Here is a 23,723-nt window from a genome sequence, read left to right as displayed (position 1 = left end):
GCGGCGCGGCGGCTGGGTTCACGCCATGTCGTTCAGGTGACAGGCGCTCAGGTGGTTGATGGCGATTCCCTTCAAGGTGGGAACCTCGGTCTTGCAGCGCGGCATCGCATGCGGGCAGCGCGGATGGAAATGGCAGCCTCCCGGCGGATTCAGCGGGCTGGGGATCTCGCCCTTGATCGCGGTGAAGGTCTTGTGGCGCGACTTCAGGCTGGGGATCTCGGCCAGCAGGGCTTGCGTGTACGGGTGGTTGGGGTGGCGGAAGACTTCTTCCACGGTCGCCGTTTCCACCACGCGGCCCAGGTACATGATCACGACGCGGTCGGACAGGTGCTCGACCACGCCCAGGTCATGGCTGATGAAGAGATAGGTCAAGCCCAGGTCTTCGCGCAGGTCCATGAAAAGGTTCAGGATCTGCGCCTGGATCGACACGTCCAGCGCGGCCACGGCCTCGTCGCACACCAGCATGGTGGGCTGCACGGCCAGCGCGCGGGCGATGCCGATGCGCTGGCGCTGGCCGCCGCTGAACTGGTGCGGATAGCGCTGGCGCAGGGCCGGGTCCAGGCCGGCGCGTTCCAGCTGGGCGCTGACGTAGTCGTCGAAGTCGCCGTTGCCGACCAGGCCGTGGATGCGGGCCGCTTCGCCCACGATCTCGTCCACGCGCAGGCGCGGGTTGAGGCTGGCGTAGGGGTCCTGGAAGATCATCTGCACTTGCAGGCGCGCAGCATGCGCCTGGGCCGAGTTCATGTCGGCCGGGCGCACGCCGTTGATGCGGATCTCGCCACCGGAGGGCGTGAGCAGGCCGGCTGCGATGCGGCCCAGCGTGGACTTGCCGCAGCCGGACTCGCCGACCAGGCCGACCACTTCGCCGGGGTTGACGATCAGGTCCACGTTGTCGACGGCGCGGGTCACGGCGGGCGGCTTGGACAGGCCCAGGCGCTGCATGGCGCGTGTCGCGGGGCCGGTGGGGCGTTCGCCGAAACGCTTGCTGACTTGGCTGAGATCAATCAGCGGGGTAGGGGCGGTCGTGCTCATGCCATTACCTCGCTGGTCTGGATCGTGGGATGGAAGCAACGCACTTTGTGTTCGGGCAGGGCCTGGGTGATGCCGGGCTGCTGGCCGCAGGCGGCGGTGGCGCGCGAGCAGCGCGCCGCGAAGGCACAGCCCGCGGGCAGGGTGAGCAGGTTGGGCGTCATGCCGGGAATCTGGCGCAGGCGCTGGCCGCGCCGGTTGTTGCTGGGCAGGCTGTCGATCAGGCCCACGGTGTAGGGGTGCTGCGGGCGGTCCAGCACGTCGTCGACGGTGCCGTGTTCGACGATGCGGCCGGCGTACATCACCGCCACGTCGTCGGCCAGGCCGGCCACCACCGACAGGTCATGGGTGATCCAGATCAGGCTGGTGCCGTGCTGTTGCGCGAGCTTCTGCACTTCGGACAGGATCTGCGCCTGGATGGTGACGTCCAGCGCGGTGGTGGGCTCGTCGGCGATGATCAGGTCGGGCCGGTGCAACATGGCAATCGCAATCGCCACGCGCTGGCGCATGCCGCCGGACAGCTGATGCGGATAGGCCAGCAGCCGCTCTTCGGGGCTGGGAATGCCCATCATGCCCAGGGTGTCGCGCGACAGGGCGCGGGCCTGGGCCGCGCTCATCTTGTTGTGGGCGCGCACGGTCTCGATCATTTGCGCGTCCACCCGCAGCACGGGGTTCAGCGTCATCATCGGATCCTGGAAGATCATGGCGATGCGGTTGCCCTGCAGCTTGCGCAACTCGCGCGGGGCCAGCTTGGTCAGGTCGCGGCCCTGGAACAGCACTTCGCCGCCGACGATGCGGCCGGGGGCGTCGACCAGGCCCATGATGGAGAAGCCCGTGACGGACTTGCCCGAGCCGGACTCGCCGACCAGGCCCAGGATCTTGCCGCGTTCCAGCGTGAAGGAAACGTCGTCCACGGCGGGCAGCACGCCCGCGCGGGTATGGAAGTGGGTGCGCAGGTTGCGCACCTCCAGCGTCGGCGCGCCGGCTTTTTCGCGGTCGGCGCTCATTTGTGGGTCCTCGGGTTCAATACGTCGCGCAGGCGGTCGCCCACCAGGTTGATCGCCACGATGGTGATCAAGAGCGCGATGCCGGGATAGAAGCTGATCCAGTATTCGCCGGACAGCATGGTCTGGAAGCCGTTGGAGATCAGCAGCCCCAGCGACGGTTCGGTCACGGGCACGCCCAGGCCCAGGAAGCTGAGCGTCGCTTCCAGCGTGATGGCGCGCGCAATCTGCAGGGTGCCGATGACGATCAGCGGCGGCAGGCAGTTGGGCAGGATGTGCTTCAACATGATGCGCCAGTTGGGGATGTCCAGGCAGCGGGCCGCTTCCACGTATTCGCGGCGGCGCTCGACCAGGGCCTGGCCGCGCGCGGTGCGGGCGTAATAGGCCCATTCCAGGATCACCAGCGTCAGCACCACGTTGCCCACGCCCTTGCCCAGGTAGGCCAGGATCATCATGGCCACCAGGATGGACGGGAACGACAGGATCAGGTCGACCAGGCGCATGATGATCGCGTCGGTCTTGCCGCCAGCGTAGGCAGCAAGCAGGCCCAGCAGCGTGCCGACGATGCCGGCGATGACCGCCGAGCCCACGCCCACGATCAGGCTGATGCGCAGGCCGTACAGAATGCCCGAGAGCAGATCGCGGCCCTGGCCGTCGGTGCCCAGCCAGTAGTGGAAGGTGTCCAGGCCGTTCATGGTGCCCGGCGGCAGGCGCGCGTCCAGCACGTCGATCTGCAGCAGGTCATAGGGATTCTGCGGCGCGATCCAGGGCGCCAGGACGGCGGCCAGGATCAGCAAGGTGGCGACGGCCAGGCCCAGCACCGCCGTCTTCGACGACATGAACTCGGCCAGGTTGCGCCGCCACGGCGATTCGCGGCGCAGCGCGGGAGTGGGAGTAGGGGTAGATACGGCGCTCATGCCGAGGCCTCCAGCCGCACCCGCGGGTCCAGCACTTTATAAAGAATGTCCACGATCAGGTTCAGGGTCACGAACAGGCACACCACCACGATCAGATAGGCCACGATGACGGGGCGGTCCAGCGCGTTCAAACTGTCCAGGATCAGCTTGCCGGCGCCGGGCCAGGCGAAGATGCTTTCCGTGACCACGGCGAAGGCGATGGTGGAGCCCAGCTCCAGGCCCAGCACCGTCACCAGCGGAATCATGGTGTTGCGCAACACGTGCACACAGACCACGCGCATGGGCGACAGGCCCTTGGCACGCGCGAACTTCACGAAGTCCAGCGGCAGCACGTCGCGCACGCCGGCGCGGGTCAGGCGGATCACCAGCGAAATCTTGAACAGCGACAGGTTGAACGCCGGCAGGATCAGGTGGCGCCAGCCGTCGGCCGTCAGCCAGGACCATTGGAAGCCCAGGAACTCCACGGTTTCGCCGCGGCCGCTGGCTGGCAGCCAGCCCAGCGACACGCTGAAGGTCATGATCAGCATCAGCGCGATCCAGAACGTCGGCAGCGAAAAGCCGACGATGCTGCCCGCCATGATCAGCTTGGCGAAGCGGCTTTCGGGATACAGGCCGGCGTACAGGCCCAGCGGCAGGCCCACCACCACGGCCAGCATCATCGCGGCGATGGCCAGTTCGAAGGTAGCCGGCAGGCGCTGGATCACCAGTTCCACGGCGGGGATGTTGTAGACGAAGCTATTGCCCAGATTGCCGTGCAGGGCGCCGTTCAGGAACGCCAGGTACTGTTCCCACAGCGGCTTGTCCAGGCCGAGTTCGGCGATGATGCGGGCGCGGTCCACCTGGTCGACGTCCTGACCGATCAGGATGTCCACCGGATTGCCGATGGCGTGCAGGCCGACGAAGACGATCAGCGTCATCAGGAAGACCACCACCGCGGCTTGCGTGATGCGGCGCAGCAACCAACCCGTCATTGCGTGGTCTCCGCTTGCGGAGCCGGGGCCGGCGTCCATTCGTCGCCGAACACTTCCGGCTCGCAGAACGCTTCCATATTGGCGTAGTGCGTCTCCACGTCCTCGCGGTAGAACAGGCCGGCGATGCCTTGCGCCAGGCGCTTGGCGCCTTCGCTGATGGCCGGGATGTCGCCCGAGATCGTGCCCTGCGTCAGCGCCGCGGGGTAGGAGAAGCAATGCACACGGTCCAGCCCCGGACAGGCGCCCGGGGTCTTTTCCTGCAATTCAAACACGGCGCCCAGGTCGGGCGAATCATGCAGCTCCTGGTCTTCCTCGCCCGCCGGCGGCACGTAGCGGTCGCCCCAGGCGCGCACGTGCGGCGCCAGCGCGGCGAACTCCGGACGCACGGTCCAGTCGATGCGGAAACCCGTGGAGAAGATCAGGAAGTCCAGCACGAACACGCCCTTGGGCGTGGTGACGTGGATCTCGTCGCCGACCAGCGCCAGGTCCTGCACGCCGCAGCCCAGGTTGAAGCGGGCGTTGGGGTGGCGCGAGACGCGCAGCGTGCTGCCGCGCGGCGGCGGCACCTGGGCGGCGTTGATGTAGTGGCGGATCTTCCACTTCCATTCGTCGGGCAGGGTCAGGTGGCCGTGGGTCAGGCCCGGATTGCCCGCGCCCTTGCCCTTGTTGATGCGCGGAATGTCGTTGCGGCGGATCAGCAGGTCCACGCTGGCGGCGCCGGCTTCCAGCGCGGTGCCCGCGCTGTCCATGGCCGACGCACCCGCGCCCACCACGCCCACGCGCTTGCCGGCAAGCGCCCCGTAGTCCATCACGTCGGACGAGTGCGCCCAGCGGTTGCGCGGCAGCTTCTTCGCAAAATCAGGCACATAGGCACCGCCCAGACCGTCGCGGCCGGTGGCCAGCACCACGCGGCGCGCCAGCACCGTGCTGCGTCCGGCGGGAGATTCGATGTCCAGCTGCACCAGCTGGTCGGCGCGCGGCAGCACGGCCAGGATGCGGTGCTCGTTACGCACGTCCAGGTCCAGCGCGCGGCGGTACCAGCGCAGGTAGTCCATCCATTGCAGGCGCGGAATCTTGTCCAGCGCTTCCCATTCTTCGGAGCCGAATTGCGCTTCGAACCAGGCGCGGAAGGTCAGCGCCGGCAGGCCCAGCGCGGGGCCCGTCAGCTGCTTGGGCGAACGCAAGGTTTCCATGCGGGCGGTGGTGGCCCAGGGGCCTTCATAGCCTTCGGGCGCCTGGTCGAAGATCGGGGCGTTGATGCCCAGGTGCTTGAGCGAGGCAGCCGCGGCCAGGCCGGCCATGCCGCCGCCGATCACGGCCACGTCCAGCACCGGCTGGCCATCGACGAGGCGGGGCGTGACCCAGTTCTTGGCGGGGATTTCCAGCCAGGACAGGTCTTGCCGCAAGCGCGCTTCCAGCGCGGCCAGGCCTTGCGGCGGGGTGGCTAGGGGCTGATTCATATAGCAGGGGATTCCGTAAGAGGGGCGTCGTCGCCATAGATCGACTGCAGCAGCGCCGAATGTTCGGCGGCGTCGTGCAGGGCGAAGCCGGGCAGCAGGGCCGCGGCGGCTTGGGCGAGCGCGTCGACCATGGCCTGGCAGGCTGGCGTCGGCGTTTGCGACTGCGGGGTGATGACCCCGAAGAAAAAGGGGATGTCCAGGTCGATGGGACGGATCGCCACGCCCGGCATGGGGGCGCCGTAGGCGGTGATCGGCTCCAGCACCGACACGCCCAGTCCGGCGCGCACGGCGGCCAGGGCGTTGACGGACGAATTGGTTTCCATGGTGCCCAGCGCCTGGGCGTTCTGCGCCAGCGCGGCGTCCAGGCGGCGGCGCAGGCGGTAGGGATTGGCCATCGTGATCATGCGGCGTCCGGCCAGCGAGGCGACCGGCACTACGGCTTGTTGCGCCAGCGGATCGTTTTCCGGCAGCGCGACCACACAGGGCGCTTGCCCGATCCAGTGCACCGTCAAGCCGCGATGTTCCAGCGGCAGGCTGGTCGCGCCCAGTTGCGCGGCGCCCGACAGCACGGCGTGCACCACGCGTTCGGGCGAGGCGCTACGCAGTTGGATGCGCGCGGCGCCGATGCGGTCTTCGATGCGCTTGAGCGCGTCGGGCACCAGGCCCGCCGCCAGGGCGGACGTGGCGGCCATCAGCAGCGGCTGGGCCTGGCCGCGGGCGATTTCATCGGCGCGGCTGCGGATCTGCTGCATGCCCGCCAACGCGCGCTCGACGTCGTCATACAGCAGGAAGCCCTGTTCGGTGGGCGTCACGCGCGGGCCGCTGCGCGCAAACAAGGGATAGCCGATCTCGGCTTCCAGTTCCTGCAACAACCGGCTGATCGCCGGCTGGGAGCGTCCCAACAGCCGGCCGGCAGCAGTGACGCTGCCCGTGGACATGACGGCCGCGAAGGCCTCGAGTTGACGAAGTTCCATCTGTATTGATCTATACCAAGGACGAATTCTTGCTCGGCAAGTATGCGCTTTGCAAATAATTAAAGAGCATAAGTAAATTCCCTGATGGGGTTTTCCTCAGGGAATTTCATAACTTGTAGTTATTTCAAGGGCTTGCGGCGGCCAAACCGTCGTCGGACACAAAACCGTCCGCCGACTTGGCTTAAAGTCGGGGGCCGACGGGAACACTTATTGAGGAGTACGCATGTCTACGCGTTTCAAGAAAGCGGGTCTTGTCCTGGCAGTGGCCGTGGCGTTCAGTCTGCCGCTGATGCAGGGGTGCGCCAGCAGCCAGCCGGAGGATCCGCGCGTGGTTGCGGCCGAGGTCGACAAGCCGTTCACGGATTGGATGAACCAACTGTTGGGCCAGGTGGAGGCGAATCCGAACTATCGCCGTATCCCATTGGATACGAAGGCGCAGCAGGACCAGTTCCTGGTGTGGCTGCACGACGCCTATCGCCATCGGATCACGAAGCAGGAATTCACAAGCCGCGTGACCAGCCAGTATCCGGGCCATCAGAACGAAGCCGCGTTCGTCGCTTCCAAGCTGCCCTGATCCGTGGACGGTTGCCCATGAAAAAGCCCGCTACGGCGGGCTTTCGCGTAACAGTACCGGCAAAGGGGCGCTCAAGAATACCCGCGCCCCTCGCGCCGGTAATACAGATAGCGCTCTATCTCCGCCTGTTCCACCGCCGGTTCCAACGAGCGCCATCTGACGACGTATCCGCGATGCGCAGGCGGCATCCAGCCCAATACGGAGTACATCGTGACTTCGGTCTGGCCAGTATTGAATTCAGTCTCGAAGAATCCCTGGCGACCCGGCGGCTCGCTGCCGCAAATCCAGCTGGAATCTGGCATGGCGCTCTCCCGTACGGCTTCAATCCTACGCGCCGGTCCAGGAAATGGCATACGTTCTAGCCCCGATGCGGGCTGCGGCTACCTTGTGTTAGAAACACGGATGGGGCTCTTGCGGCACGATTGCCGGGATCTTTGCGAACCTTTGCAGTTCGATTTGGCGGATGCCGGTAGTATTCGCCCATCGAACCTCAGGAGCCCGTCATGCACAGTCAGCAACCCGCGCCCGAGCCGAACAAGCGCCGCTGGCCTTTCGGCTACGGCGAAGAAGAATAGGGCGCTCGCGCTACCCGATGCGCGAAATCCGGTCGCCGGGGCCGGAAAGCTCGTGATAGATGTCGTCCAGGTATTCCGCCAATTCGTCGGCGGACACTTCCGGGGGAATGGCCAGGTCCGTAGCCGGGACGCGCTTTCCCGCATCGGAACGGTAAACGGCCCACGCCGCGCCCACACGCTGGATGTTCAGTTGAAATCTGCCGTAGATGTCGAATTTCATGGGCGTCCTGAAAAAGTCATGACCAGGTCAATGCCAACTCGGCGGCCACGCTACGCGTGAGTCCCAGCAGTGCTTGCGAGGCCGGGCTGAGCGTTTCACCGCCGCGGGTCAGCACTTCCAGGCTGCGGACGGCGCTTTGGTCGGCCAGAGGCACGACCGCCAATTTTGCGCTTGTCGTGACCGCCAGGGCGGGCAGGATGGTGACGCCAAAACCCTGTTCGACGAAGGTCAGCAAGGAAGTGGTGTTGCGCACCGTCAGTAGCGAGGCTTCCACCAGTGCGGCGACTTCCGGGGAATTGAAGCGGGCGCACAAGCCATTCGCAATGAACTCCGCAGCATCGATATCGCTCCAGCGCACCTCGCGTCGCAGTTTGGTCAGGCCATGTCCGGCTGGGCACACCAGTACGAAACGGTCTTCGAACAGGGGTTCGGTCACGATGCCGGGCAAGGGCGCCGGCAGCGTGGCAATGCCGAAATCGACCTCTCCGTCGGCCACCGCCTTGCCCACCGCGGCCGAGTCTATGTCGCGCAAATCCACCCGCACCTGCGGATACTGCCGGCGCATCGAGCCGATGACTTGCGGCAGCAGCTGGATGGCCGCCGAGGGCACGGCGGCCACCTTGGCGGTTCCGAGCGCGCCGCTGGCATAGCGGACCATATGGGCCACGGCCGTATCGAATTCGGCAATGGCGCGCTGGGCCTGCGCGCGGACATAGAGGCCCAGCGGAGACAAGCGGATCTTGCGCTCGCCTTCGAATAGCGGCCCTCCCAGCTCCGATTCCAGCTGCTTCAAGGTCATGGAGAGCGCCGCCGGCGTGCGGCCCACACGATCCCCCGCCTGGGCCAATTCACCCGCATCGACCACGGCCATGAACATGCGCAAATGCTCAAGCTTCATATTTAAGAAAAAATGAAATAAAACTAAGTAATTTTAGTTTGACTGAATTCCGGCCAAATATCTACAGTACCGCTCACTGCCAATCAAGGAAGCAAGCAATGAGCGCAAGCGCCTTACGCGTCGACGGGCTGCAATACAGCAACTGGTCCGAAAAGATATTCCGCCAACTGCGTGAAGGCGGCGTGGACGCGGTCCACGTCACCATCGCCTATCACGAGAACCTGCGCGAGATGATCCACAACATCGAGCGCTGGAACCGGTGGTTCGAGCGCTTTCCGGAACTGATCGTGCAGGCGCGCAGCGGCGACGACGTCAGGCGCGCCCGTGAGTCCGGCCGCACTGCGATCATTTTCGGGCTGCAGAATCCCTCGCCCATCGAAGACGATATCGGCCTGGTCGAGGTGGTGCACACGCTGGGCGTGCGCTTCATGCAGCTGACCTATAACAACCAGTCCCTGCTGGCTTCGGGCTGCTATGAAGCGGTCGACAGCGGCGTCACGCGCATGGGCCGCGAAGTGATCAAGGAAATGAACCGGGTCGGGCTGGTCATCGACATGAGCCATTCGGGCGAACGCTCTACGCTGGAAGCGATAGAACTGTCAGCGCGGCCCATCACCATCAGCCACGCCAATCCGCATGCCTGGGCGCAGGCGCTGCGCAACAAGTCGGACACGGTGCTCAAGGCGCTGGCCGGCGCGGGCGGCATGTTCGGCTTCTCGCTGTATCCGCATCATCTCAAGAACAAGTCGGCTTGTACCCTGGACGATTTCTGCGCCATGGTGGCGCGCACCGCGGACCTGATGGGGGTGGAGCACCTGGGCCTGGGCTCGGATCTGTGCCAAGACCAGCCGGACTCGGTGGTGCAGTGGATGCGCACGGGCCGCTATACCAAGAACATCGATTACGGCGAAGGCTCGGCCGCGCAGCCGGGGTTTCCGCCGCAGCCGGACTGGTTCCAGGACAGCCGCGGTTTCCAGAACATCGAGCAGGGCTTGTGCGCGACCGGGTTTTCATCGGACGACGTGGCGCTGCTGATGGGCGGGAACTGGATGCGCTTCTTCGATCAGAGCTTCGGCCCGCAAATCTCTTCCATCCGCAATCCCTGACCGGACGCAACCTCGGAGCACTTACATGAAGAACGCGATTCGCATCCTTGCGTGCGCCACGCTGGCGCTGGGCGCCGTCTGCAACGCCAGCGCGCAGGACTTTCCCACTAAAAGCATACAGATCGTCGTGCCGTTCCCGCCGGGCGGCGTGGCCGACCTGGTCGTGCGCACCGTCGCACAAAAGCTGGGCCAGGACGTCAAGCAGCCCGTGCTGGTGGTGAACAAGCCCGGCGCCAGCGGCATCATCGGGGCCGAGTTCGTGGCCCGCGCACCAGCGGACGGCTACACGCTGCTGTTGGCCAACCTGCCCATCATGTCGATCAACGAATTGCAGTACAGCAGCCTGCCGTATTCCGCCGCACGCGACTTCGCGCCGGTGATCCTGTTGGCCGATCAGCCCTACATCATTGCTACCGGCAACGCCGTGCCTGCCAAGACGATGAAAGAGTTCATCGCCTATGCCAAGAGCAAGCCGGATACGTTGACCTTCGGCTCGGCCTCCAGTTCCACCTTTTTGGCAGGCGAACTGTTCAAGCAGCGCGCCGGCATCCGCATGGCCCACATTCCCTACAAGGGCAGCGCGCCCGCCATCAACGATCTCTTGGGCGGACATATCAGCCTGATCCTGGATCCGGTGATTACCTTGCTGCCGCACGTCCAGGCCGGCAAGCTGCGGGCCCTGGCTGTTACGTCGTCCGAACGGATAGATTCCGCGCCGGACATACCCAGCTACAAGGAAGTCGGCTTGGCGGACATGGACATCACGTCCTGGCAAGGCATCGTCGCTCCGGCCGGCACGCCCGAGGCGGTCGTGAAGAAGCTCAACCAGGACTTCAATCGCGCATTGCAGTCGCCCGAAGTGGCCTCGCGCCTGAAAGAGCAGGGCGTCAGCACCAAGGGCGGTTCGGCCCAGGCTTTCACCGATTTCGTCGCGGCGGAGAACAAGCGTTGGGCGACGCTGGCCAAGCAGGTCAACTTCCTGCCCGGCAGCCTCTGAGGAACGTCATGAGCGGAGCCGATGCGCGTTTGCAGGCCTTGGGGCTGGTCCTGCCAGAGCCCACACCCACGCACTATGCCTATTTGCCGGCGTTGCGGCATGGCAGCACGGTGTATGTCGCCGGGCAGATTCCCAAGCTCAGCGCGGACCAGTTGCTGGTGCAAGGGGTCATAGGCGAGCAGGTCGGCGAAGCGCAGGCGCGCGAGGCGGTGCGCCTGTGTGTATTGCATGCGCTGTCATGGGTTGCCCATCACGCGCAGGGCAGTCTGGATGCGGTGGATCAGATACTGCGCGTCAACTATTTCTTCCAGGTGGGCGAGTGCGCCAGCACGAAGCTGTCCGCGATCGCCGATACCGGATCGGAACTGCTGGTGGCGATTTTCGGGCGCCAGGGCGAGCATCCGCGTTCGGTCATCGGCGTGCGCGAGTTGCCGCGCAACGCGCCGGTGCTGGTCAGCATGGACGTGGCCTTGGCTGTTGCCTACGAACCGCGAGACCCGCCCCGTTGACGCGGGCTCGGTCCCGCGCCGCGCTGTTCAGCGCTTGGGCAGCACGAACTCCACCCGCCGGTTCTGCGCCCGTCCTTGCGGATTGTCCGCGCCATTGGCCAGCCGGTTCGACTGGATCGGCTGGGTATCGCCCAGTCCCTTCACCGTCAGCCGCGCCTTGTCCACGCCGTGGCTCGTGAGCCATTGCGCCACCGCCTGCGCGCGGCGCAGGGACAGGTCCTTGTTGTAGGGCGCCGATCCCTTGGAATCGGTATGTCCTTCGATCGCAACAGTGCCCGCCGAGCTGGCTTTGATCAGGCTGGCGATGTCCCGCAGTGTAGGCTCGGCGGCGGGGCGTATGGCGGTCTTGTCGAAGTCGAACAGCACGTCGCCCAGCATGGCGACGGTCACGGCATTCTTGTCCTGCCGCACCGACAGGCCGTCGTGGCGCGCGGCCAGTCCGTCTATCTGCGCGTTCAGGTCCGAGATGCCGCCGCTGGCGTCGGAGGGCAGACCCTTCAAGTCCAGGATGGTGGCCTGCAGATCCAGGATCTCGGCCTTGTAGGGTGGCTCCTGCGCCATGGAGCCGCCGGCGGCGGCGAGCAACGCCGCGGCCAGCAGAGTTGACGAGCCCGGGTAGCCGGCCATGGCTAGCGGTCGGTGATCTTGATGGCGTCGAAGGTTTCGACGCTCGGTATCGTCAGCGAGACCTCTTTGATCTCCTTGGGCGGGGCGGGGAATTTCCCCTGCCAGGAGCCGGCGATCGGCGCGTCCTTCTCGGTCCTGATCATCAGTTTGGGATTGGTCAGCGGCTTGTCGTTGCTGTCTCTCAGCAGCAGGTGCTTCTTGTTGCCGGCGACGACGTAGAAGCTGTTTTCATAGTCGCTCTTGCTGATCTGCGGATACAGCATCTCCGTCTTGCCCATGACGATGGGCTTGAACCGCACCTTGATCGACAGGATGTCGCCGCTGCGCACCGCTTCGACCACCTGGCCTTCGGCGACGCCGGAATCGGTCAGGCCGGTAGCCAGGGGCGCGGGAGCGCTCGCCTGGGCCTGGGCAAAGGCGGCCTGGCCAGTCGCCGCCAGGGTCATGAAGGCGCCCAGCGCACAGGCGGCGGCGGTCTTTCTGATAGGAATCACGATAAGCATCCTCTGTCGTTGAAAACCATTCAGGGCAGGGCATCCGGACCGGAACTCATGCTTTTGGTCCCATCCAAAGTCCAACACGTGATGGTCCGACTTTCAGGCGCTTATTGCAGTTTGATGTTTTTCCAAGAAGTTACGGAATCTAGCCAGCAGCAGCGTTATCCGCCGCGGTGCCCGTGATAGCGCGGCGCTGCGACGCTGCGCGTGTTTTCCTTGTGCTGGGATCCGACCAGGGCCTTGCGCCGGGCTTCCTCGTGCTGGTGATCGGCACGGGCCCGGTCCTTTTCCGCATGCGGCGGCGAGTGCGCGTCGGGCGAACCGGAATCGGGCGTGGCCTGGGCCGGTTTGGGGTGGGGGGTGTTGGGCGTCATGGTGCGTACCTATGCAGGTGACGCGGCTTATGCCGCTATTCCACGTTACGCCTGGGGTGCCTGTATCTCAAGCGCCAATTGCGACAGACTCTTTCAGGGCCCTCCACCCTTATTTTTGAGGCGCGGGCGCCGCGCTAGCGGCAAAATAGTCATGCGCTGGTTTCCTAGACGTTCGTCTTTCAGGAGAGCCTCATGTGCGACTGTTCCTCTTGCGCAAATCCCCTGCATTTCAATCGCCGCCGCCTGCTGTTTGGAGCTGCTGCAATGGCAGCGGCCGGCGCCTCGGGCTGGCTGGGCGCTGCCCAGGCCGCCGTGCCCTCAAACGATATCGGTCCTGACGCGGCATTGAAGCGCCTGATGGCTGGCAACGCCCGCTACGCCGCCAACAAGCCGAACATGCGGGATTTCTCCGCCGGACGTGCCGCCCGAGCCGTAAAGCAGAAGCCCATCGCCGCCATCCTGGGCTGTTCGGACTCGCGCGTGGCGCCCGAACTGGCTTTCGACCAAGGCCCGGGCGACCTGTTCATCGTGCGCGTGGCTGGCAACTTCGTGAACGAAGACGGCCTCGCCAGCCTGGAGTACGGCACGCTGGTACTGCGCGCGCCGCTCATCCTGGTGCTGGGCCACGACAACTGCGGGGCGGTGGACGCGACCATCAAGGCGTGGAAGGACAAGACCGAGTTCCCGGGCCATCTGCCGGCCCTGGTGAACGCGATCAAGCCCGCCGTCGAACTCGCGAGCAAGTCGGGCGCCAAGGATCTGATGGCCGCTGCCGTGCAGGAGAATGTGCGCATGGCGGTCGATCGCCTGAAGAGCGCGCAGCCGCTCTTGCAAGAGATGGTGCAGCAGAAAAAGCTGGGAGTGGTCGGCGGCGTGTACAGCCTGGCCACGGGCAAGGTGACGCTGGTCTGACGTAGCCGACGGGGTTGGCTGAACTACAGCGCCGGCCGGCCCCGGAACGGTGAGAATTGCTGAGCTTTAAACGTTTTTCCCTTCGTAATATCCGCTGAAAGGATATTGAAAGGGGAAGGAGCATGGGGGCGTGCAAAAAATGCGAGGCTATCGTAGCGGACCGGCGCGATGCGCCCGGACATGAAGACCTGATCAGCCTGGGCGTAGTGCGCTCGGCTGGGGAGACGCAGCGGGGCGTGCAGCAACTAGCGTTCACCTGCGCGGTATGCGGCACGGACTGGGATTATTTCGACGACAAGCGCGACCCGGCATCGGGGTGGCGTCGCTGCGAAGCCAATCCGGATGCGCAAATGGCCGAAGAGCCTCTGGCAAGAGCGGTGGGCGCGGTCTAGCGCGTACGGTCTTCAACCGGGTGCCATTCCCGCGCGCCGCGTCGGCGACGGGCCCGCGCGCCTACATCTGCATCTTCTTCTTGCCCAGCAGCGTCAGCGCCAGGCTGCGGCCGGTGCGCATGAACGGGTAGAGCGCCGTCGACAGGCAGGGATTGCGGAACACGGCCGCGTTGACGCTGTTGAACAGATCGTTGCCGGTGCTGATCAGCGCCAGCCGGTTGATGCAGTCGGCGCCCCAATAGTCCTGGCCATCCAGATGCAGCAGCATGCCTTGGTTCAGGTCGTAGCCTTGCGCCTTGTAGGCCACCGCCAGATCGGGATGGTCGCGCATGTTCAGCAGATCGATGGGGCCGACGGCCTTCTGCAATTGCAGCATCCGCACGTAGTTCGAGCAGAAAGGGCAGTCTCCGTCGTAGAGCAGGAAGTTCTTTGCGATGGCCATGACGCACCGTGTGGAAATGCGCAGGCGCGAAAAGCGCGCCCGCCGCTTATCTCCGATTAAAACCCATATCGCTGAACGCGCCCACCGCCGGCATTGCGCACGCGGGGCGGGTGCGGGACATCAGCGCATCTGACGCACGCCGTGGCCCAGGCGCCGGCGCAGCAGGTTGCGCAGCGTGACGCCGTCGGCGTAGCCGACCTGGGCCGCGATCTGCTCCAGCGACAGGCTGCTGGTCTTCAGCAAATGGGCGGCGCGCTCCACGCGCAAATCCTGGAAGAACGACAGCGGGCTCTTGCCTAGCACCTCCTGCGTGCGGCGCGCCAGCGTGCGCTTGCTGGCGCCCAGCGCCTGCGCCGCGGCATCCAGCGAGAACCCGTGCGCAAGATGCGCGCGCGCCCAGCGTTCGAAAGCCTGCACCAGCGGCTCGGCATGCGTCAGGTGGTCAGTGATGGCATAGGCGGATTGCGCGGGCCGCTGGTCCACGATCAGATAGCGCGCCACCAATGCCGCCAGTTCGGGACTGGCCTGGCGCACCAGCCACAGCGCCATGTCCATGTGGCTCAAGGCCGCGCCCGCCGTCAGCAACGACGACGAGCGCACCAGCATGTGCTTGTCCTCCAGCTCGACTGCCGGATAGCGCTGCCTGAACAGCGGGGCCAGCCACCAGGTGGTGGTGGCCTTGTGGCCGTCCAGCAGGCCCGATTCCGCCAGCACGAAGGTGCCGATGCAGGCGGCGGCGGTATTCGCGCCAGGGCCGCGTTCGCGCAGCATCCGGCCAGCGTCGCGCACGTCGGCGCGGCCCAGCGCGGGCACCAGCGTTTCGGGCATCTTGCAGCCGATGGCCGGGATGACAAGCCAGCCCGGGTCCGACGGGTCCGGACTGCCTGAAACGGGCACGCCAAATCCCTGCGAGGTGCGCACCTTGCGGCGCAGGCCGACCACCCGTGCGTCGAACGGCTGCACGGGGTCGGGCAGCAGTGGCGACAGCTCGCTGGCCGTCGAGAACACGTCCAGGATGGCGGACAGGCCGGTATCGAACACGCCCTCCAGGGCCAGGATCTGGATCTTCATGGCAAGAACGCTATCAAAGATGTCAAAACCGCCAATATTAATAAGGCTGGGCCGGACCCACAATGCCGCTGTCTGACCGTCGGCGCCAAACCTGCGCCGCGTGCCACCGGAGCCTTGTCTTGTCCTTTGAAAATCTGCTTGCCCTGACGGTGTTCGCCTTCGTGACCTCTGTCTCGCCGGGCCCCAGCAACGTCATGCTGATGACCTCGGGCGCCAACTTCGGCTTCGGCCGAACCTTGCCCCAGGTGCTGGGGATCACCGTCGGCTTTACGTCGCTGTTGTTGGGGGTAGGGCTGGGCCTGGGGGCGCTGTTCCAGGCCTGGCCGCCGTTGTCCGCGGCACTGAAGATAGGCGGGGCGGCCTACCTGCTGTACCTGGCGTGGCGCATCGCGTTATCGCGTTCGATCAGCACGGGCCAGGCATCGGCCAGGCCGCTGACCTTCATGGAATCGGCCTTGTTCCAGTGGATCAACCCCAAGGCGTGGATCGTGGCGCTGGCATCGGTGGCAGTCTATGTCGACGCTGCGGCGCCCTGGGCGTCGCTAGCCTGGATGTGCCTGGTGTTCGCGCTGGTGAACCTGCCCAGCGTTTCGCTGTGGGCCGGCTTCGGCGTGGCGCTGCGCGGATTCCTCGCGCAGCCCGGACGCCTGAAATGGTTCAACATCGCCATGGGAGCGTTGCTGGCGCTGACGTTGTGGCCGATGCTGCGGTGAGGAAAGCCGGTGGCAGCATTGGGGCGAGGGCGGAGAGGAAACCCGTGGCCGCTTTGGGGGAGGGTGAGGCCTGCGCAGGCCGCACCCCGACACGGGTCAGTCCGCGGTGGTTTCGCCGGGCGCGCCCCATGCCAGACCCATGGCGTAGCCGCGCACATCTTCTGGCCATCCGGCGACCTGCTGCGTAAAACGCTCGCGGTCGCTGGCGTACAGCGCCCGCGTGGCTTCCTCGAAACCGGCCAGGTTGCCGGCCATGCTGGACATGAACCGGTACGCAGCCTCTTGGCGTTCGCGCTGGCGGTCCTGCGCCTCGTTGTCGCGGCGGGCCTGTTCCACCAGTTTGCGCAAGGCGACGGACGCGCCGCCGGGCTGCGCGCCCAGCCAGTCCCAATGGCGCGGCAGCAGCGTGACTTCACGCGGTACTACGCCCAACTTGGGGCGGCCCCGGCCGCGCGGTTGCGTCTCGTCGGCAGCCACGTCGGCGGGCATTTCGACGGCCAGGGGCACCGGCTCGATGCGCGCGCGGTGACGTTCCGCGATGGCGGCGTCGTCGCCTCTCAGATCCAGGTCGATCTGCTTGCCGGTCTGATCGTCGAACACCAGGATGGCGGCGTCGCTGCCCGAGTCCATGGTCCGTTTAACGGCGAGCGCCACCTCGGCCAGGGGGCCTGTGGCAAGCATGCGGTGGCCGGCGAAGGCGGTGTGCGGATCGGTGTGGCGGGGTACGGATAGTTCATTCATTATTTTGTCCGGATGAAAATTGCAGGCGAATTATGATCCGGGTAAAAATACAAGTCAATATATCCGGGTAAAAATATTGTGAGATGGCAATCCGCCACTGCGACGTATAGAAATATCCCCGCCAACCTAGGGACAACACCTAGGCAAAACATACAAGCGGCGTATAATCTTGCTTTGCGCCCGGAGTTACCCATGCGTCTCGTACAAAAAGCGCTCACCTTCGACGATGTGTTGCTGGTGCCTGCGTATTCCGAGGTCCTGCCTCGCGACACTTCCCTGGCTACGCGCCTCACTCGCAATATCAGCCTGAACATCCCGCTAGTGTCCGCCGCCATGGACACCGTCACCGAATCGCGTCTGGCCATCGCCATGGCGCAAGAGGGCGGCATCGGGATCATCCACAAGAATCTGTCCGCCGACGCCCAGGCGCGTGAAGTCGCCCGCGTCAAGCGCCACGAATTCGGCATCGTGATCGATCCGGTCACCGTCACTCCCCAGATGAAAGTGCGCGACGCCATCGCGTTGCAGCGCCAGCATGGCATCTCGGGCCTGCCGGTGGTCGAAGGGCGCAAGCTGGTCGGCATCGTCACCAACCGCGACCTGCGCTTCGAAGAAAACCTGGACCAGCCCCTGCGCAACATCATGACGCCGCAGGAACGCCTGGTCACCATGAAGGAAGGCGCCACGCTGGAAGAGGCGCAGTCCCTGATGCACAAGCACCGCCTGGAGCGCGTGCTGATCGTCAACGACGGCTTTGAACTGCGTGGCCTGGCCACCGTCAAGGACATCGTCAAGAACACCGAACACCCCATGGCCAGCAAGGACGCCCAAGGCCAACTGCGCGTGGGCGCTGCGGTCGGCGTGGGCGCCGGCACCGAAGAGCGCGTGGAAAAGCTGGTTGCGGCAGGCGTCGACGTCCTGATCGTCGACACCGCCCACGGCCATTCCAAGGGCGTGCTGGAAGGCGTGCGCTGGGTCAAGCAGAACTACCCCAAGGTTGAAGTCATCGGCGGCAACATCGCCACCGCCGCCGCCGCGCGCGCGCTGGTCGAGTACGGCGCCGACGGCGTCAAGGTCGGCATCGGCCCCGGCTCCATCTGCACCACCCGCATCGTCGCCGGCGTGGGCGTGCCGCAAATCCATGCCATCTCCGAAGTCGCCAAGGCGCTGGAAGGCACGGGCGTGCCCCTGATCGCCGACGGCGGCATCCGCTACTCGGGCGACGTCGCCAAGGCCCTGGCGGCCGGCGCTTTCGCCTGCATGATGGGCGGCATGTTCGCCGGCACCGAAGAAGCGCCGGGCGAAGTCGTGCTGTTCCAGGGCCGTTCGTACAAGTCCTACCGCGGCATGGGCAGCCTGGGCGCCATGACGGACGGCTCCGCCGACCGTTACTTCCAGGATCCGTCCAACAACGCCGACAAGCTGGTTCCCGAAGGCATCGAAGGCCGCGTCCCCTACAAGGGCAGTGTGCTGGCCATCATTTACCAACTGGTCGGCGGCATCCGCGCCTCGATGGGCTACTGCGGCTGCGCCACCATCGACGACATGCGCACCAAGACCGAATTCGTGGAGATCACCTCCGCGGGCGTGCGCGAGTCCCACGTCCACGACGTACAGATCACCAAGGAAGCGCCCAACTACCGCGCCGACTGATCCGTACAGTCAACTACAATGTCATGCATCGCGCACCGGCAGAACCGCAAATGAATCAGCGGTTCTGCCGGTGCGGTTTTATTTACTGCGGTTTTATTCTTTACCGGTAGAGTCTCCATGCACCAGCGCATCCTCATTCTCGACTACGGTTCGCAAGTCACCCAGCTGATCGCCCGCCGCGTCCGCGAAGCCGGCGTCTACTCCGAAGTGCACCCTGGCGACGTCGACGACGCCTTCGTGCGCGACCAGATGGCGCAAGGTCTCAAGGGCATCATCCTGTCCGGCAGCCACGCTTCCGCCTACGAAGAAGGCTCCATGCGCGTGCCGCATGCGGTGTTCGAGCTGGGCGTGCCCGTCCTCGGCATCTGTTATGGCATGCAGTCCATGGCGCAGCAACTGGGCGGCGTGGTCAGCTTTTCCGATCATCGCGAATTCGGCTACGCCGAAGTCCGCGCCCACGGCCACACCAAGCTGCTGGAAGGCCTGGAAGACTTCGCCACGGCAGAAGGCCACGGCATGCTCAAGGTCTGGATGAGCCACGGCGACAAGGTCACCGAGCTGCCCCCGGGCTTCAAGCTGATGGCGTCGACGCCGTCCTGCCCGATCGCCGGCATGGCCGACGAAGACCGCAAGTTCTACGCCGTCCAGTTCCACCCCGAAGTCACGCACACCGTCCAGGGCAAGGCCATGCTGGCCCGCTTCGTGAACGAGATCTGCGGCTGCGAAGGCGACTGGAACATGCCCGACTACGTGGCCGAAGCCGTCGCCCGCATCCGCGAGCAGGTCGGCACGGACGAAGTCATCCTGGGCCTGTCGGGCGGCGTGGATTCCTCGGTAGCCGCGGCGCTGATCCACAAGGCCATCGGCGACCAGCTCACCTGCGTGTTCGTCGACCACGGCCTCTTGCGCCTGGACGAAGGCAAGCAGGTCATGCAGACCTTCGCCGAAAACATGGGCGTGAAGATCATCCACGTCGACGCCACCGCCCAGTTCATGGGCAAACTGGCAGGCGTGGCGGATCCGGAAGCCAAGCGCAAGATCATCGGCCGCGAATTCGTCGAAGTGTTCCAGGAACAAGCCGGCAAGCAGCAAAGCGCCAAGTGGCTGGCCCAGGGCACGATCTACCCCGACGTCATCGAATCCGCGGGCGCCAAGACCGGCAAGGCCACCTCCATCAAGTCGCACCACAACGTGGGCGGCCTGCCGGACACGCTGAACCTGCAACTGCTGGAGCCGCTGCGCGAACTGTTCAAGGACGAAGTCCGCGAACTCGGCGTGGCCCTGGGCCTGCCGCCGCAGATGGTCTACCGCCACCCGTTCCCCGGCCCCGGCCTGGGCGTGCGCATCCTGGGCGAAGTGAAGCACGAATATGCCGAACTGCTGCGCCGCGCCGACGCGATCTTCATCGAAGAACTGCGCAACACCAAGGACGAGGCCAGCGGCCTGACCTGGTACGAACTGACCTCGCAAGCGTTCGCCGTGTTCCTGCCGGTGAAGTCGGTGGGGGTGATGGGCGATGGTCGTACTTATGAGTACGTCGTAGCGCTGCGTGCGGTGCAGACGTTTGACTTCATGACGGCTGATTGGGCGCCGCTGCCGCATCCGTTGCTGGCAAGGGTGTCGTCGCGCATCATCAATGAAGTGCGCGGTATCAATCGTGTTGTTTACGACGTGTCGAGCAAGCCGCCTGCGACGATTGAGTGGGAGTGATCCTGCAGTAGTCTTGCGGTGAATGAAAAAGGCGCTTCGGCGCCTTTTTCTTTTTTGGTCGGGAGCGGGTTGGGGAAATGTAGTCTGACACCAACAGGATTCCCGGCCAGCCTGAGCTGTTTTGCGGGGTTGCCGAATGCGGCCCGCATTCAGAAGGCAGCCGCCCGATAAACCTCCTGGCCGCCCACATAGGTCGCCAGCGCGGTCAGGTCTTTTACTTCGGCGGCCGGGATGTTCAGGTAGTCGGCGGAAAGCACCACGAAATCAGCTAGCTTGCCAGCCTCGATGGATCCCTTGATGGCTGCTTCGTCGGTCAGCGTGGCGTTGTTGATCGTCATCAGCCTGAGCACGGCGTCGCGTGACGATACCGCCTCATCCGCGCCATAGACGCCGTCCGAGATCGTGTCGCGCGTCAGGAAATGGTACATGGCCCAAAACGGATTGACCGGAATGACCGGGGAATCGGTGCCGCCCGCCAGCATGAAACCTTGCTCCAGGTAGGTCTTGAGCGGTGTCACGCGCGCGGCGCGTTCGGCGCCCCAGTAGCGCTTGAGCACGGGCGCGGCAAGATAGAGGTGATCCTGAACGGACAAGCGCAGATTCATGGCGCGGATGCGCGGGTACTGGTCCGGGCGGGTGATGAACGCATGTTCGATGGTCCAGCCGGCGTGGGTGAGATCATGCTCCGCGTTGGCTTTCTCGAACCCCTGGAGCGTCTGGTCGACGCCGGCATCGCCCACCGCATGGACGGCGGTACGCCAGCCGGCGCTGTTGATTGCCGCGACGTACTCGTCGAAGACCGCTTGCGGCATGGTCTGCAGGCCGTAGTAGGTGCCGCCTTTGCCCATGGCGCCTTCATACGGGCGCGTCATGCGTCCGCCCTCGAACCCCCCGTCCACGCTGATCTTGATGCCCCATACCTTGACCCATTCGTCACCTTCTCCCTGTTTGATGCCCGCCTCGACAATGCTGGAGCGGAAGTCGGCAAGGCCGGCGGGGCGGAACAGGATGCTGTAGCGCACTGTCGCCTTGCCGCTGTCGCGTAACTGCTGGAACTGCCGGTAGGCAGCGACAGTCGTGCCGGGGATGCGGATACTGGTGAGGCCGTACTCATTGAGCTTTCGTTGCTGTGCTTCCAGAGTGGCGAGGCTAATGGGTGGCGCTGGCGGCAGCGGGGCCAGCCGCTTGGCGTTGCCGGTGAGTTCGCCCGTCAGGCGGCCGGATGCGGCGCGGGGGATCGATCCCCCCGCAGGCACCGGCGTTGCCGTCGTAATGCCATATTTGGCCAGGGCGGTGTTGTTGAGGAAATAGCTGTGGCCCCCGCGCACGAGAATGATCGGAACGCCGGGGGCCGCGGTTTCCAGCTCGTCGGCGGTGGGCAGCCGCTGTTCCTTGAGTTGGGCTTCGTGCCAATCGCTGTTGGAGACCAGCACCTCGCCCGGCGTCGCGGCCTTGGCGGCTTCGGAGACCTTGCCGAGCAACTGCGCCACGGACCGCGTTGCAGACAGGTCGATTCCCGGGCCCCCGCCGACCGCATGCAGATGCGAATCGGCCAGGCCAGGAACCACCGTGCGTCCTTTGAGGTCGACGACACGGGTGGTGGGGCCCGCGTGGGACATGACGCTGTCTGTCGTGCCTACGGCGATAAACTTGCCGTCCTTGACGGCCAGGGCCTGGACCACGGAAGAGCGCGCGTCGACCGTGACCACCTTGCCGTTGATGAAGACCGAGTCGGCGGTTGCCGCAGGAGTGTGCGGGGAGCTTGCGCAGCCGGCAACCGATGCGGCCAGAATGGCTGCTCCCGCGACTTTCTTTGCACAGATTGCATGGGCCATCTTGCTCACGGGCGTCTCCATTCCTGTAGGCATCGATGGCGCAAGTTTCTTACGTCAAATATTTAAGTGTCAAATAAAAAAGTGTGACTGTGGTTGCGGCGGATGGCAAGGGCGCGGGCCAGCCGCCCTCCGGCCTGCCCAGGCTGACAAGTGTCTGCTGTGCGGATAGACGATGTGCATGGGCCGGGCCGCGAATTGCCAGTCCGGCGGCACCGGGACCAGCAAGTCATTCGCGGCAGGGAAGTCATGGCTGCCGGCGGCGCAATTGGCTGGGCGTGGCGCCGTACTTACGCAGGAAGCGGCGGCCGAAGTAGCTGGCGTCCTTGAAGCCGCAGCTGAACGCGATCTCCTGGATCGAGCGGTGACGCTGGTTAAGGTTCAGCAACTGGCATCGGGCGCGTTCCAGGCGTTCGTCTTCTATCCATTTGTGCAGCGTCGTCCCCGTGGCGGCGAATACGCGATGCAGGTAGCGGATGGAGATGCCCACCAACTCGGCGATGCGGCCCGCCGATAGATCCGGATCGGAGAGATGGGCGAGGGCCATGGTCCTGATGCGCCTGATCAGGTGGTCGTGTGATCGGCCCAACGGGACCGCGGATCCATCCTGGGTTTCCGATTCGGCGACCAGGTCGAGCAGCGCGGAGGTGAGCGAATGGCCGATAGGCGGGATCTGGTCGGGCGTCTCCGCTGCCAGGGCCTGCAGCAGGCGGGAGGCCAGCCCGCTGGTGCCGCGCGCGCCGCTGAATACGCGCCCGCACATCGCATCGATGCCGAGGCCGCGCAGCATGAACTCATGCCGGGGAACTCGCATGACCAGGCGCTTGGCCGCACTGTTGGCTTCTATCCGGTATGGCAGGGTGCTGTCCACTATCGTGAAATCGCCCTGCTGCAGCGGCATTTCGCGGTCCAGGTGCTTCATGTGTACCCGGCCGCCGAGATGAACGGCAAGCAGGAAATCAGTCTGCCGGTCGCGTGCGATGTCTGCCGGGCCGCGCTCGATGCTCGCGGAGTCGTAGTCGACGAGCGAGTACTCGAGGAACCCGGCCTTTCCCTGTTTGATCTTTGCATTGAAACCGTCTGTGGCGGCCCGGCGCACCGAAATTTCCGCGACGCGGCATACGGCGCGTTGGAACACTTCGAAGCGCCTGCCCGGCGTGAGAAGTTCGGTGTCGAGTATGGTCTGCATCTTGTTCGATCCATGGGGCCGCAGGCAGCAAGTCCCGCTCGGGTGTCGCCGCAGCGCGGGCGCGTCAGTTGCAGCAGCGGCAATGGGCACGAGCCAGATTAGCGTTTCCACATCTTGCGGTCCAGCGCGTGCAAGCACGTGCCCCTATCCGACCTTGTGCGTACGTATTGGTTCGGCAGCGCGAAATTCGGCTCCACGTGTCCAGTCGCGACGGCGAGTGCACGAAAGTCCGCGAGATCATGCACTTTCTCCAACTTTGTTCCATCCCGGCTTTGCTACCTTGTCCTGATGGGCGCATGAGCCGGCTTGATGCCGGCGCGCGGCCGCGAACCAGGG

Annotated in this window: 26 protein-coding genes; 9 read left to right on the top strand and 17 right to left on the bottom strand. The window is 65.1% G+C overall.

What is annotated here, in order from left to right; translation table 11 throughout:
- Positions 1-18: 18 nt before the first annotated feature.
- Genes AC3WOB_RS30110 through AC3WOB_RS30085 form a run of 6 tightly spaced genes read right to left on the bottom strand, consistent with a single transcriptional unit; the run spans position 19 to position 6,355 of the window.
- Complete coding sequence (locus AC3WOB_RS30110) at positions 19-1,032, bottom strand: ABC transporter ATP-binding protein (protein WP_059373250.1); 1,014 nt, start codon at positions 1,030-1,032, stop codon at positions 19-21.
- Positions 1,029-2,036 carry an ABC transporter ATP-binding protein gene (locus AC3WOB_RS30105; RefSeq protein ID WP_492277066.1) on the bottom strand — a complete coding sequence of 336 codons (1,008 nt, stop codon included), beginning with the start codon at positions 2,034-2,036 and terminating at the stop codon, positions 1,029-1,031. Before AC3WOB_RS30105 ends, AC3WOB_RS30110 begins: the two co-directional genes overlap by 4 nt.
- On the bottom strand, positions 2,033-2,950 hold the full coding sequence (locus AC3WOB_RS30100) for an ABC transporter permease (protein ID WP_332015358.1): 918 nt from the start codon (positions 2,948-2,950) through the stop codon (positions 2,033-2,035). The genes AC3WOB_RS30105 and AC3WOB_RS30100 overlap by 4 nt, the downstream gene beginning before the upstream one ends.
- Entirely contained in the window at positions 2,947-3,921 is a 975-nt protein-coding gene (locus AC3WOB_RS30095; RefSeq protein ID WP_492277065.1) for an ABC transporter permease, read from the bottom strand. Before AC3WOB_RS30095 ends, AC3WOB_RS30100 begins: the two co-directional genes overlap by 4 nt.
- A complete protein-coding gene (locus tag AC3WOB_RS30090; protein WP_492277064.1) occupies positions 3,918-5,381 on the bottom strand; it encodes a SidA/IucD/PvdA family monooxygenase in 1,464 nt (487 codons plus the stop codon). Before AC3WOB_RS30090 ends, AC3WOB_RS30095 begins: the two co-directional genes overlap by 4 nt.
- Entirely contained in the window at positions 5,378-6,355 is a 978-nt protein-coding gene (locus AC3WOB_RS30085; protein ID WP_492277063.1) for a LysR family transcriptional regulator, read from the bottom strand. Before AC3WOB_RS30085 ends, AC3WOB_RS30090 begins: the two co-directional genes overlap by 4 nt.
- 223 nt (positions 6,356-6,578) lie before the next feature.
- Between AC3WOB_RS30085 and AC3WOB_RS30080 the strand changes: the two genes are divergently transcribed.
- Positions 6,579-6,929: a hypothetical protein gene (locus AC3WOB_RS30080; protein ID WP_013394385.1), complete on the top strand. Its 351-nt coding sequence runs from the start codon at positions 6,579-6,581 to the stop codon at positions 6,927-6,929.
- 71 nt (positions 6,930-7,000) lie between these two features.
- Here the strand turns inward: AC3WOB_RS30080 and AC3WOB_RS30075 are convergent, their stop codons facing one another.
- The 3 genes from AC3WOB_RS30075 to AC3WOB_RS30065 all read right to left on the bottom strand — a co-directional run bounded on the left by AC3WOB_RS30075 (position 7,001) and on the right by AC3WOB_RS30065 (position 8,622).
- Complete coding sequence (locus AC3WOB_RS30075; RefSeq protein ID WP_013394384.1) at positions 7,001-7,231, bottom strand: hypothetical protein; 231 nt, start codon at positions 7,229-7,231, stop codon at positions 7,001-7,003.
- Between the two features lie 283 nt (positions 7,232-7,514).
- Positions 7,515-7,724, bottom strand: coding sequence for a DUF7661 family protein (locus AC3WOB_RS30070; RefSeq protein WP_492277062.1), 210 nt, complete (start codon positions 7,722-7,724; stop codon positions 7,515-7,517).
- A 16-nt stretch (positions 7,725-7,740) separates the two neighbouring features.
- Positions 7,741-8,622, bottom strand: coding sequence for a LysR family transcriptional regulator (locus AC3WOB_RS30065; protein ID WP_332016023.1), 882 nt, complete (start codon positions 8,620-8,622; stop codon positions 7,741-7,743).
- Positions 8,623-8,720: 98 nt separating this feature from the next.
- Here AC3WOB_RS30065 and AC3WOB_RS30060 point away from each other — a divergent pair, with 98 nt between their 5' ends.
- From AC3WOB_RS30060 to AC3WOB_RS30050, 3 genes are read left to right on the top strand one after another with little or no spacing between them, the layout of a single operon-like run.
- Complete coding sequence (locus AC3WOB_RS30060) at positions 8,721-9,728, top strand: membrane dipeptidase (protein ID WP_492277061.1); 1,008 nt, start codon at positions 8,721-8,723, stop codon at positions 9,726-9,728.
- Positions 9,729-9,753: 25 nt separating this feature from the next.
- Positions 9,754-10,725, top strand: a complete 972-nt coding sequence (locus AC3WOB_RS30055) for a Bug family tripartite tricarboxylate transporter substrate binding protein (protein WP_492277060.1) — start codon at positions 9,754-9,756, stop codon at positions 10,723-10,725.
- A gap of 8 nt (positions 10,726-10,733) precedes the next feature.
- Positions 10,734-11,234 (top strand): RidA family protein, encoded by a 501-nt coding sequence (locus tag AC3WOB_RS30050; RefSeq protein WP_492277059.1) that lies wholly within the window; start codon positions 10,734-10,736, stop codon positions 11,232-11,234.
- A 27-nt stretch (positions 11,235-11,261) separates the two neighbouring features.
- Here the strand turns inward: AC3WOB_RS30050 and AC3WOB_RS30045 are convergent, their stop codons facing one another.
- From AC3WOB_RS30045 to AC3WOB_RS30035, 3 genes are all read right to left on the bottom strand, one after another.
- The gene (locus tag AC3WOB_RS30045) at positions 11,262-11,861 is read right to left on the bottom strand and encodes an OmpA family protein (RefSeq protein ID WP_492277058.1); all 600 of its coding nucleotides are present in this window, start codon (positions 11,859-11,861) and stop codon (positions 11,262-11,264) included.
- Positions 11,862-11,863: 2 nt separating this feature from the next.
- Entirely contained in the window at positions 11,864-12,364 is a 501-nt protein-coding gene (locus AC3WOB_RS30040) for a hypothetical protein (RefSeq protein WP_492277057.1), read from the bottom strand.
- A 155-nt stretch (positions 12,365-12,519) separates the two neighbouring features.
- Positions 12,520-12,732 (bottom strand): hypothetical protein, encoded by a 213-nt coding sequence (locus AC3WOB_RS30035; protein WP_013394376.1) that lies wholly within the window; start codon positions 12,730-12,732, stop codon positions 12,520-12,522.
- A 192-nt stretch (positions 12,733-12,924) separates the two neighbouring features.
- On the opposite strand from AC3WOB_RS30035, the gene AC3WOB_RS30030 reads away from it, so the two are divergent.
- Both AC3WOB_RS30030 and AC3WOB_RS30025 read left to right on the top strand, forming a co-directional pair.
- Positions 12,925-13,644 carry a carbonic anhydrase gene (locus AC3WOB_RS30030; protein WP_492277056.1) on the top strand — a complete coding sequence of 240 codons (720 nt, stop codon included), beginning with the start codon at positions 12,925-12,927 and terminating at the stop codon, positions 13,642-13,644.
- Positions 13,645-13,766: 122 nt separating this feature from the next.
- On the top strand, positions 13,767-14,036 hold the full coding sequence (locus AC3WOB_RS30025) for a hypothetical protein (protein ID WP_492277055.1): 270 nt from the start codon (positions 13,767-13,769) through the stop codon (positions 14,034-14,036).
- A 61-nt stretch (positions 14,037-14,097) separates the two neighbouring features.
- On the opposite strand, the gene AC3WOB_RS30020 is transcribed toward AC3WOB_RS30025, so the two are convergent.
- On the bottom strand, positions 14,098-14,478 hold the full coding sequence (locus AC3WOB_RS30020; RefSeq protein ID WP_013394373.1) for a DCC1-like thiol-disulfide oxidoreductase family protein: 381 nt from the start codon (positions 14,476-14,478) through the stop codon (positions 14,098-14,100).
- Between the two features lie 120 nt (positions 14,479-14,598).
- Complete coding sequence (locus AC3WOB_RS30015; RefSeq protein WP_492277054.1) at positions 14,599-15,549, bottom strand: GlxA family transcriptional regulator; 951 nt, start codon at positions 15,547-15,549, stop codon at positions 14,599-14,601.
- A 119-nt stretch (positions 15,550-15,668) separates the two neighbouring features.
- On the opposite strand from AC3WOB_RS30015, the gene AC3WOB_RS30010 reads away from it, so the two are divergent.
- Positions 15,669-16,262, top strand: coding sequence for a LysE family translocator (locus tag AC3WOB_RS30010; RefSeq protein WP_492277053.1), 594 nt, complete (start codon positions 15,669-15,671; stop codon positions 16,260-16,262).
- Between the two features lie 96 nt (positions 16,263-16,358).
- Here AC3WOB_RS30010 and AC3WOB_RS30005 read toward each other — a convergent pair whose 3' ends face one another.
- Positions 16,359-17,003: a DUF2239 family protein gene (locus tag AC3WOB_RS30005; RefSeq protein ID WP_492277052.1), complete on the bottom strand. Its 645-nt coding sequence runs from the start codon at positions 17,001-17,003 to the stop codon at positions 16,359-16,361.
- Positions 17,004-17,195: 192 nt separating this feature from the next.
- Between AC3WOB_RS30005 and guaB the strand changes: the two genes are divergently transcribed.
- Together guaB and guaA are read left to right on the top strand one after the other, a co-directional pair.
- Positions 17,196-18,656 (top strand): IMP dehydrogenase, encoded by a 1,461-nt coding sequence (gene guaB, locus AC3WOB_RS30000; RefSeq protein ID WP_013394369.1) that lies wholly within the window; start codon positions 17,196-17,198, stop codon positions 18,654-18,656.
- A 117-nt stretch (positions 18,657-18,773) separates the two neighbouring features.
- Positions 18,774-20,366, top strand: a complete 1,593-nt coding sequence (guaA, locus tag AC3WOB_RS29995) for a glutamine-hydrolyzing GMP synthase (RefSeq protein ID WP_492277051.1) — start codon at positions 18,774-18,776, stop codon at positions 20,364-20,366.
- 149 nt (positions 20,367-20,515) lie between these two features.
- Here the strand turns inward: guaA and AC3WOB_RS29990 are convergent, their stop codons facing one another.
- The gene (locus AC3WOB_RS29990) at positions 20,516-22,201 is read right to left on the bottom strand and encodes an amidohydrolase (RefSeq protein ID WP_492277073.1); all 1,686 of its coding nucleotides are present in this window, start codon (positions 22,199-22,201) and stop codon (positions 20,516-20,518) included.
- 244 nt (positions 22,202-22,445) lie between these two features.
- Entirely contained in the window at positions 22,446-23,387 is a 942-nt protein-coding gene (locus AC3WOB_RS29985) for a helix-turn-helix domain-containing protein (protein ID WP_492277050.1), read from the bottom strand.
- Between the last annotated feature and the right edge of the window lie 336 nt (positions 23,388-23,723).

It is taken from the genome of Achromobacter sp. FW305-C-30-7, assembly GCF_058783105.1.
Note: the sequence above shows the minus strand (reverse complement) of the source record. Positions and strands in the feature narration are given on the sequence as shown.

What these genes read in the sequence shown, in the direction of transcription:
- AC3WOB_RS30110 (WP_059373250.1), bottom strand. Translation starts at nt 1,032, where the DNA reads ATGAGCACGACCGCCCCTACCCCGCTGATTGATCTCAGCCAAGTCAGC.
- AC3WOB_RS30030 (WP_492277056.1), top strand. Translation starts at nt 12,925, where the DNA reads ATGTGCGACTGTTCCTCTTGCGCAAATCCCCTGCATTTCAATCGCCGC.
- AC3WOB_RS30050 (WP_492277059.1), top strand. Translation starts at nt 10,734, where the DNA reads ATGAGCGGAGCCGATGCGCGTTTGCAGGCCTTGGGGCTGGTCCTGCCA.
- AC3WOB_RS30090 (WP_492277064.1), bottom strand. Translation starts at nt 5,381, where the DNA reads ATGAATCAGCCCCTAGCCACCCCGCCGCAAGGCCTGGCCGCGCTGGAA.
- AC3WOB_RS30100 (WP_332015358.1), bottom strand. Translation starts at nt 2,950, where the DNA reads ATGAGCGCCGTATCTACCCCTACTCCCACTCCCGCGCTGCGCCGCGAA.
- AC3WOB_RS30020 (WP_013394373.1), bottom strand. Translation starts at nt 14,478, where the DNA reads ATGGCCATCGCAAAGAACTTCCTGCTCTACGACGGAGACTGCCCTTTC.
- AC3WOB_RS29985 (WP_492277050.1), bottom strand. Translation starts at nt 23,387, where the DNA reads ATGCAGACCATACTCGACACCGAACTTCTCACGCCGGGCAGGCGCTTC.
- AC3WOB_RS30035 (WP_013394376.1), bottom strand. Translation starts at nt 12,732, where the DNA reads ATGACGCCCAACACCCCCCACCCCAAACCGGCCCAGGCCACGCCCGAT.
- AC3WOB_RS30065 (WP_332016023.1), bottom strand. Translation starts at nt 8,622, where the DNA reads ATGAAGCTTGAGCATTTGCGCATGTTCATGGCCGTGGTCGATGCGGGT.
- AC3WOB_RS29990 (WP_492277073.1), bottom strand. Translation starts at nt 22,201, where the DNA reads ATGGCCCATGCAATCTGTGCAAAGAAAGTCGCGGGAGCAGCCATTCTG.
- guaB (WP_013394369.1), top strand. Translation starts at nt 17,196, where the DNA reads ATGCGTCTCGTACAAAAAGCGCTCACCTTCGACGATGTGTTGCTGGTG.
- AC3WOB_RS30095 (WP_492277065.1), bottom strand. Translation starts at nt 3,921, where the DNA reads ATGACGGGTTGGTTGCTGCGCCGCATCACGCAAGCCGCGGTGGTGGTC.
- AC3WOB_RS30005 (WP_492277052.1), bottom strand. Translation starts at nt 17,003, where the DNA reads ATGAATGAACTATCCGTACCCCGCCACACCGATCCGCACACCGCCTTC.
- AC3WOB_RS30025 (WP_492277055.1), top strand. Translation starts at nt 13,767, where the DNA reads ATGGGGGCGTGCAAAAAATGCGAGGCTATCGTAGCGGACCGGCGCGAT.
- AC3WOB_RS30085 (WP_492277063.1), bottom strand. Translation starts at nt 6,355, where the DNA reads ATGGAACTTCGTCAACTCGAGGCCTTCGCGGCCGTCATGTCCACGGGC.
- AC3WOB_RS30075 (WP_013394384.1), bottom strand. Translation starts at nt 7,231, where the DNA reads ATGCCAGATTCCAGCTGGATTTGCGGCAGCGAGCCGCCGGGTCGCCAG.
- AC3WOB_RS30055 (WP_492277060.1), top strand. Translation starts at nt 9,754, where the DNA reads ATGAAGAACGCGATTCGCATCCTTGCGTGCGCCACGCTGGCGCTGGGC.
- AC3WOB_RS30070 (WP_492277062.1), bottom strand. Translation starts at nt 7,724, where the DNA reads ATGAAATTCGACATCTACGGCAGATTTCAACTGAACATCCAGCGTGTG.
- guaA (WP_492277051.1), top strand. Translation starts at nt 18,774, where the DNA reads ATGCACCAGCGCATCCTCATTCTCGACTACGGTTCGCAAGTCACCCAG.
- AC3WOB_RS30015 (WP_492277054.1), bottom strand. Translation starts at nt 15,549, where the DNA reads ATGAAGATCCAGATCCTGGCCCTGGAGGGCGTGTTCGATACCGGCCTG.
- AC3WOB_RS30045 (WP_492277058.1), bottom strand. Translation starts at nt 11,861, where the DNA reads ATGGCCGGCTACCCGGGCTCGTCAACTCTGCTGGCCGCGGCGTTGCTC.
- AC3WOB_RS30105 (WP_492277066.1), bottom strand. Translation starts at nt 2,036, where the DNA reads ATGAGCGCCGACCGCGAAAAAGCCGGCGCGCCGACGCTGGAGGTGCGC.
- AC3WOB_RS30080 (WP_013394385.1), top strand. Translation starts at nt 6,579, where the DNA reads ATGTCTACGCGTTTCAAGAAAGCGGGTCTTGTCCTGGCAGTGGCCGTG.
- AC3WOB_RS30060 (WP_492277061.1), top strand. Translation starts at nt 8,721, where the DNA reads ATGAGCGCAAGCGCCTTACGCGTCGACGGGCTGCAATACAGCAACTGG.
- AC3WOB_RS30040 (WP_492277057.1), bottom strand. Translation starts at nt 12,364, where the DNA reads ATGCTTATCGTGATTCCTATCAGAAAGACCGCCGCCGCCTGTGCGCTG.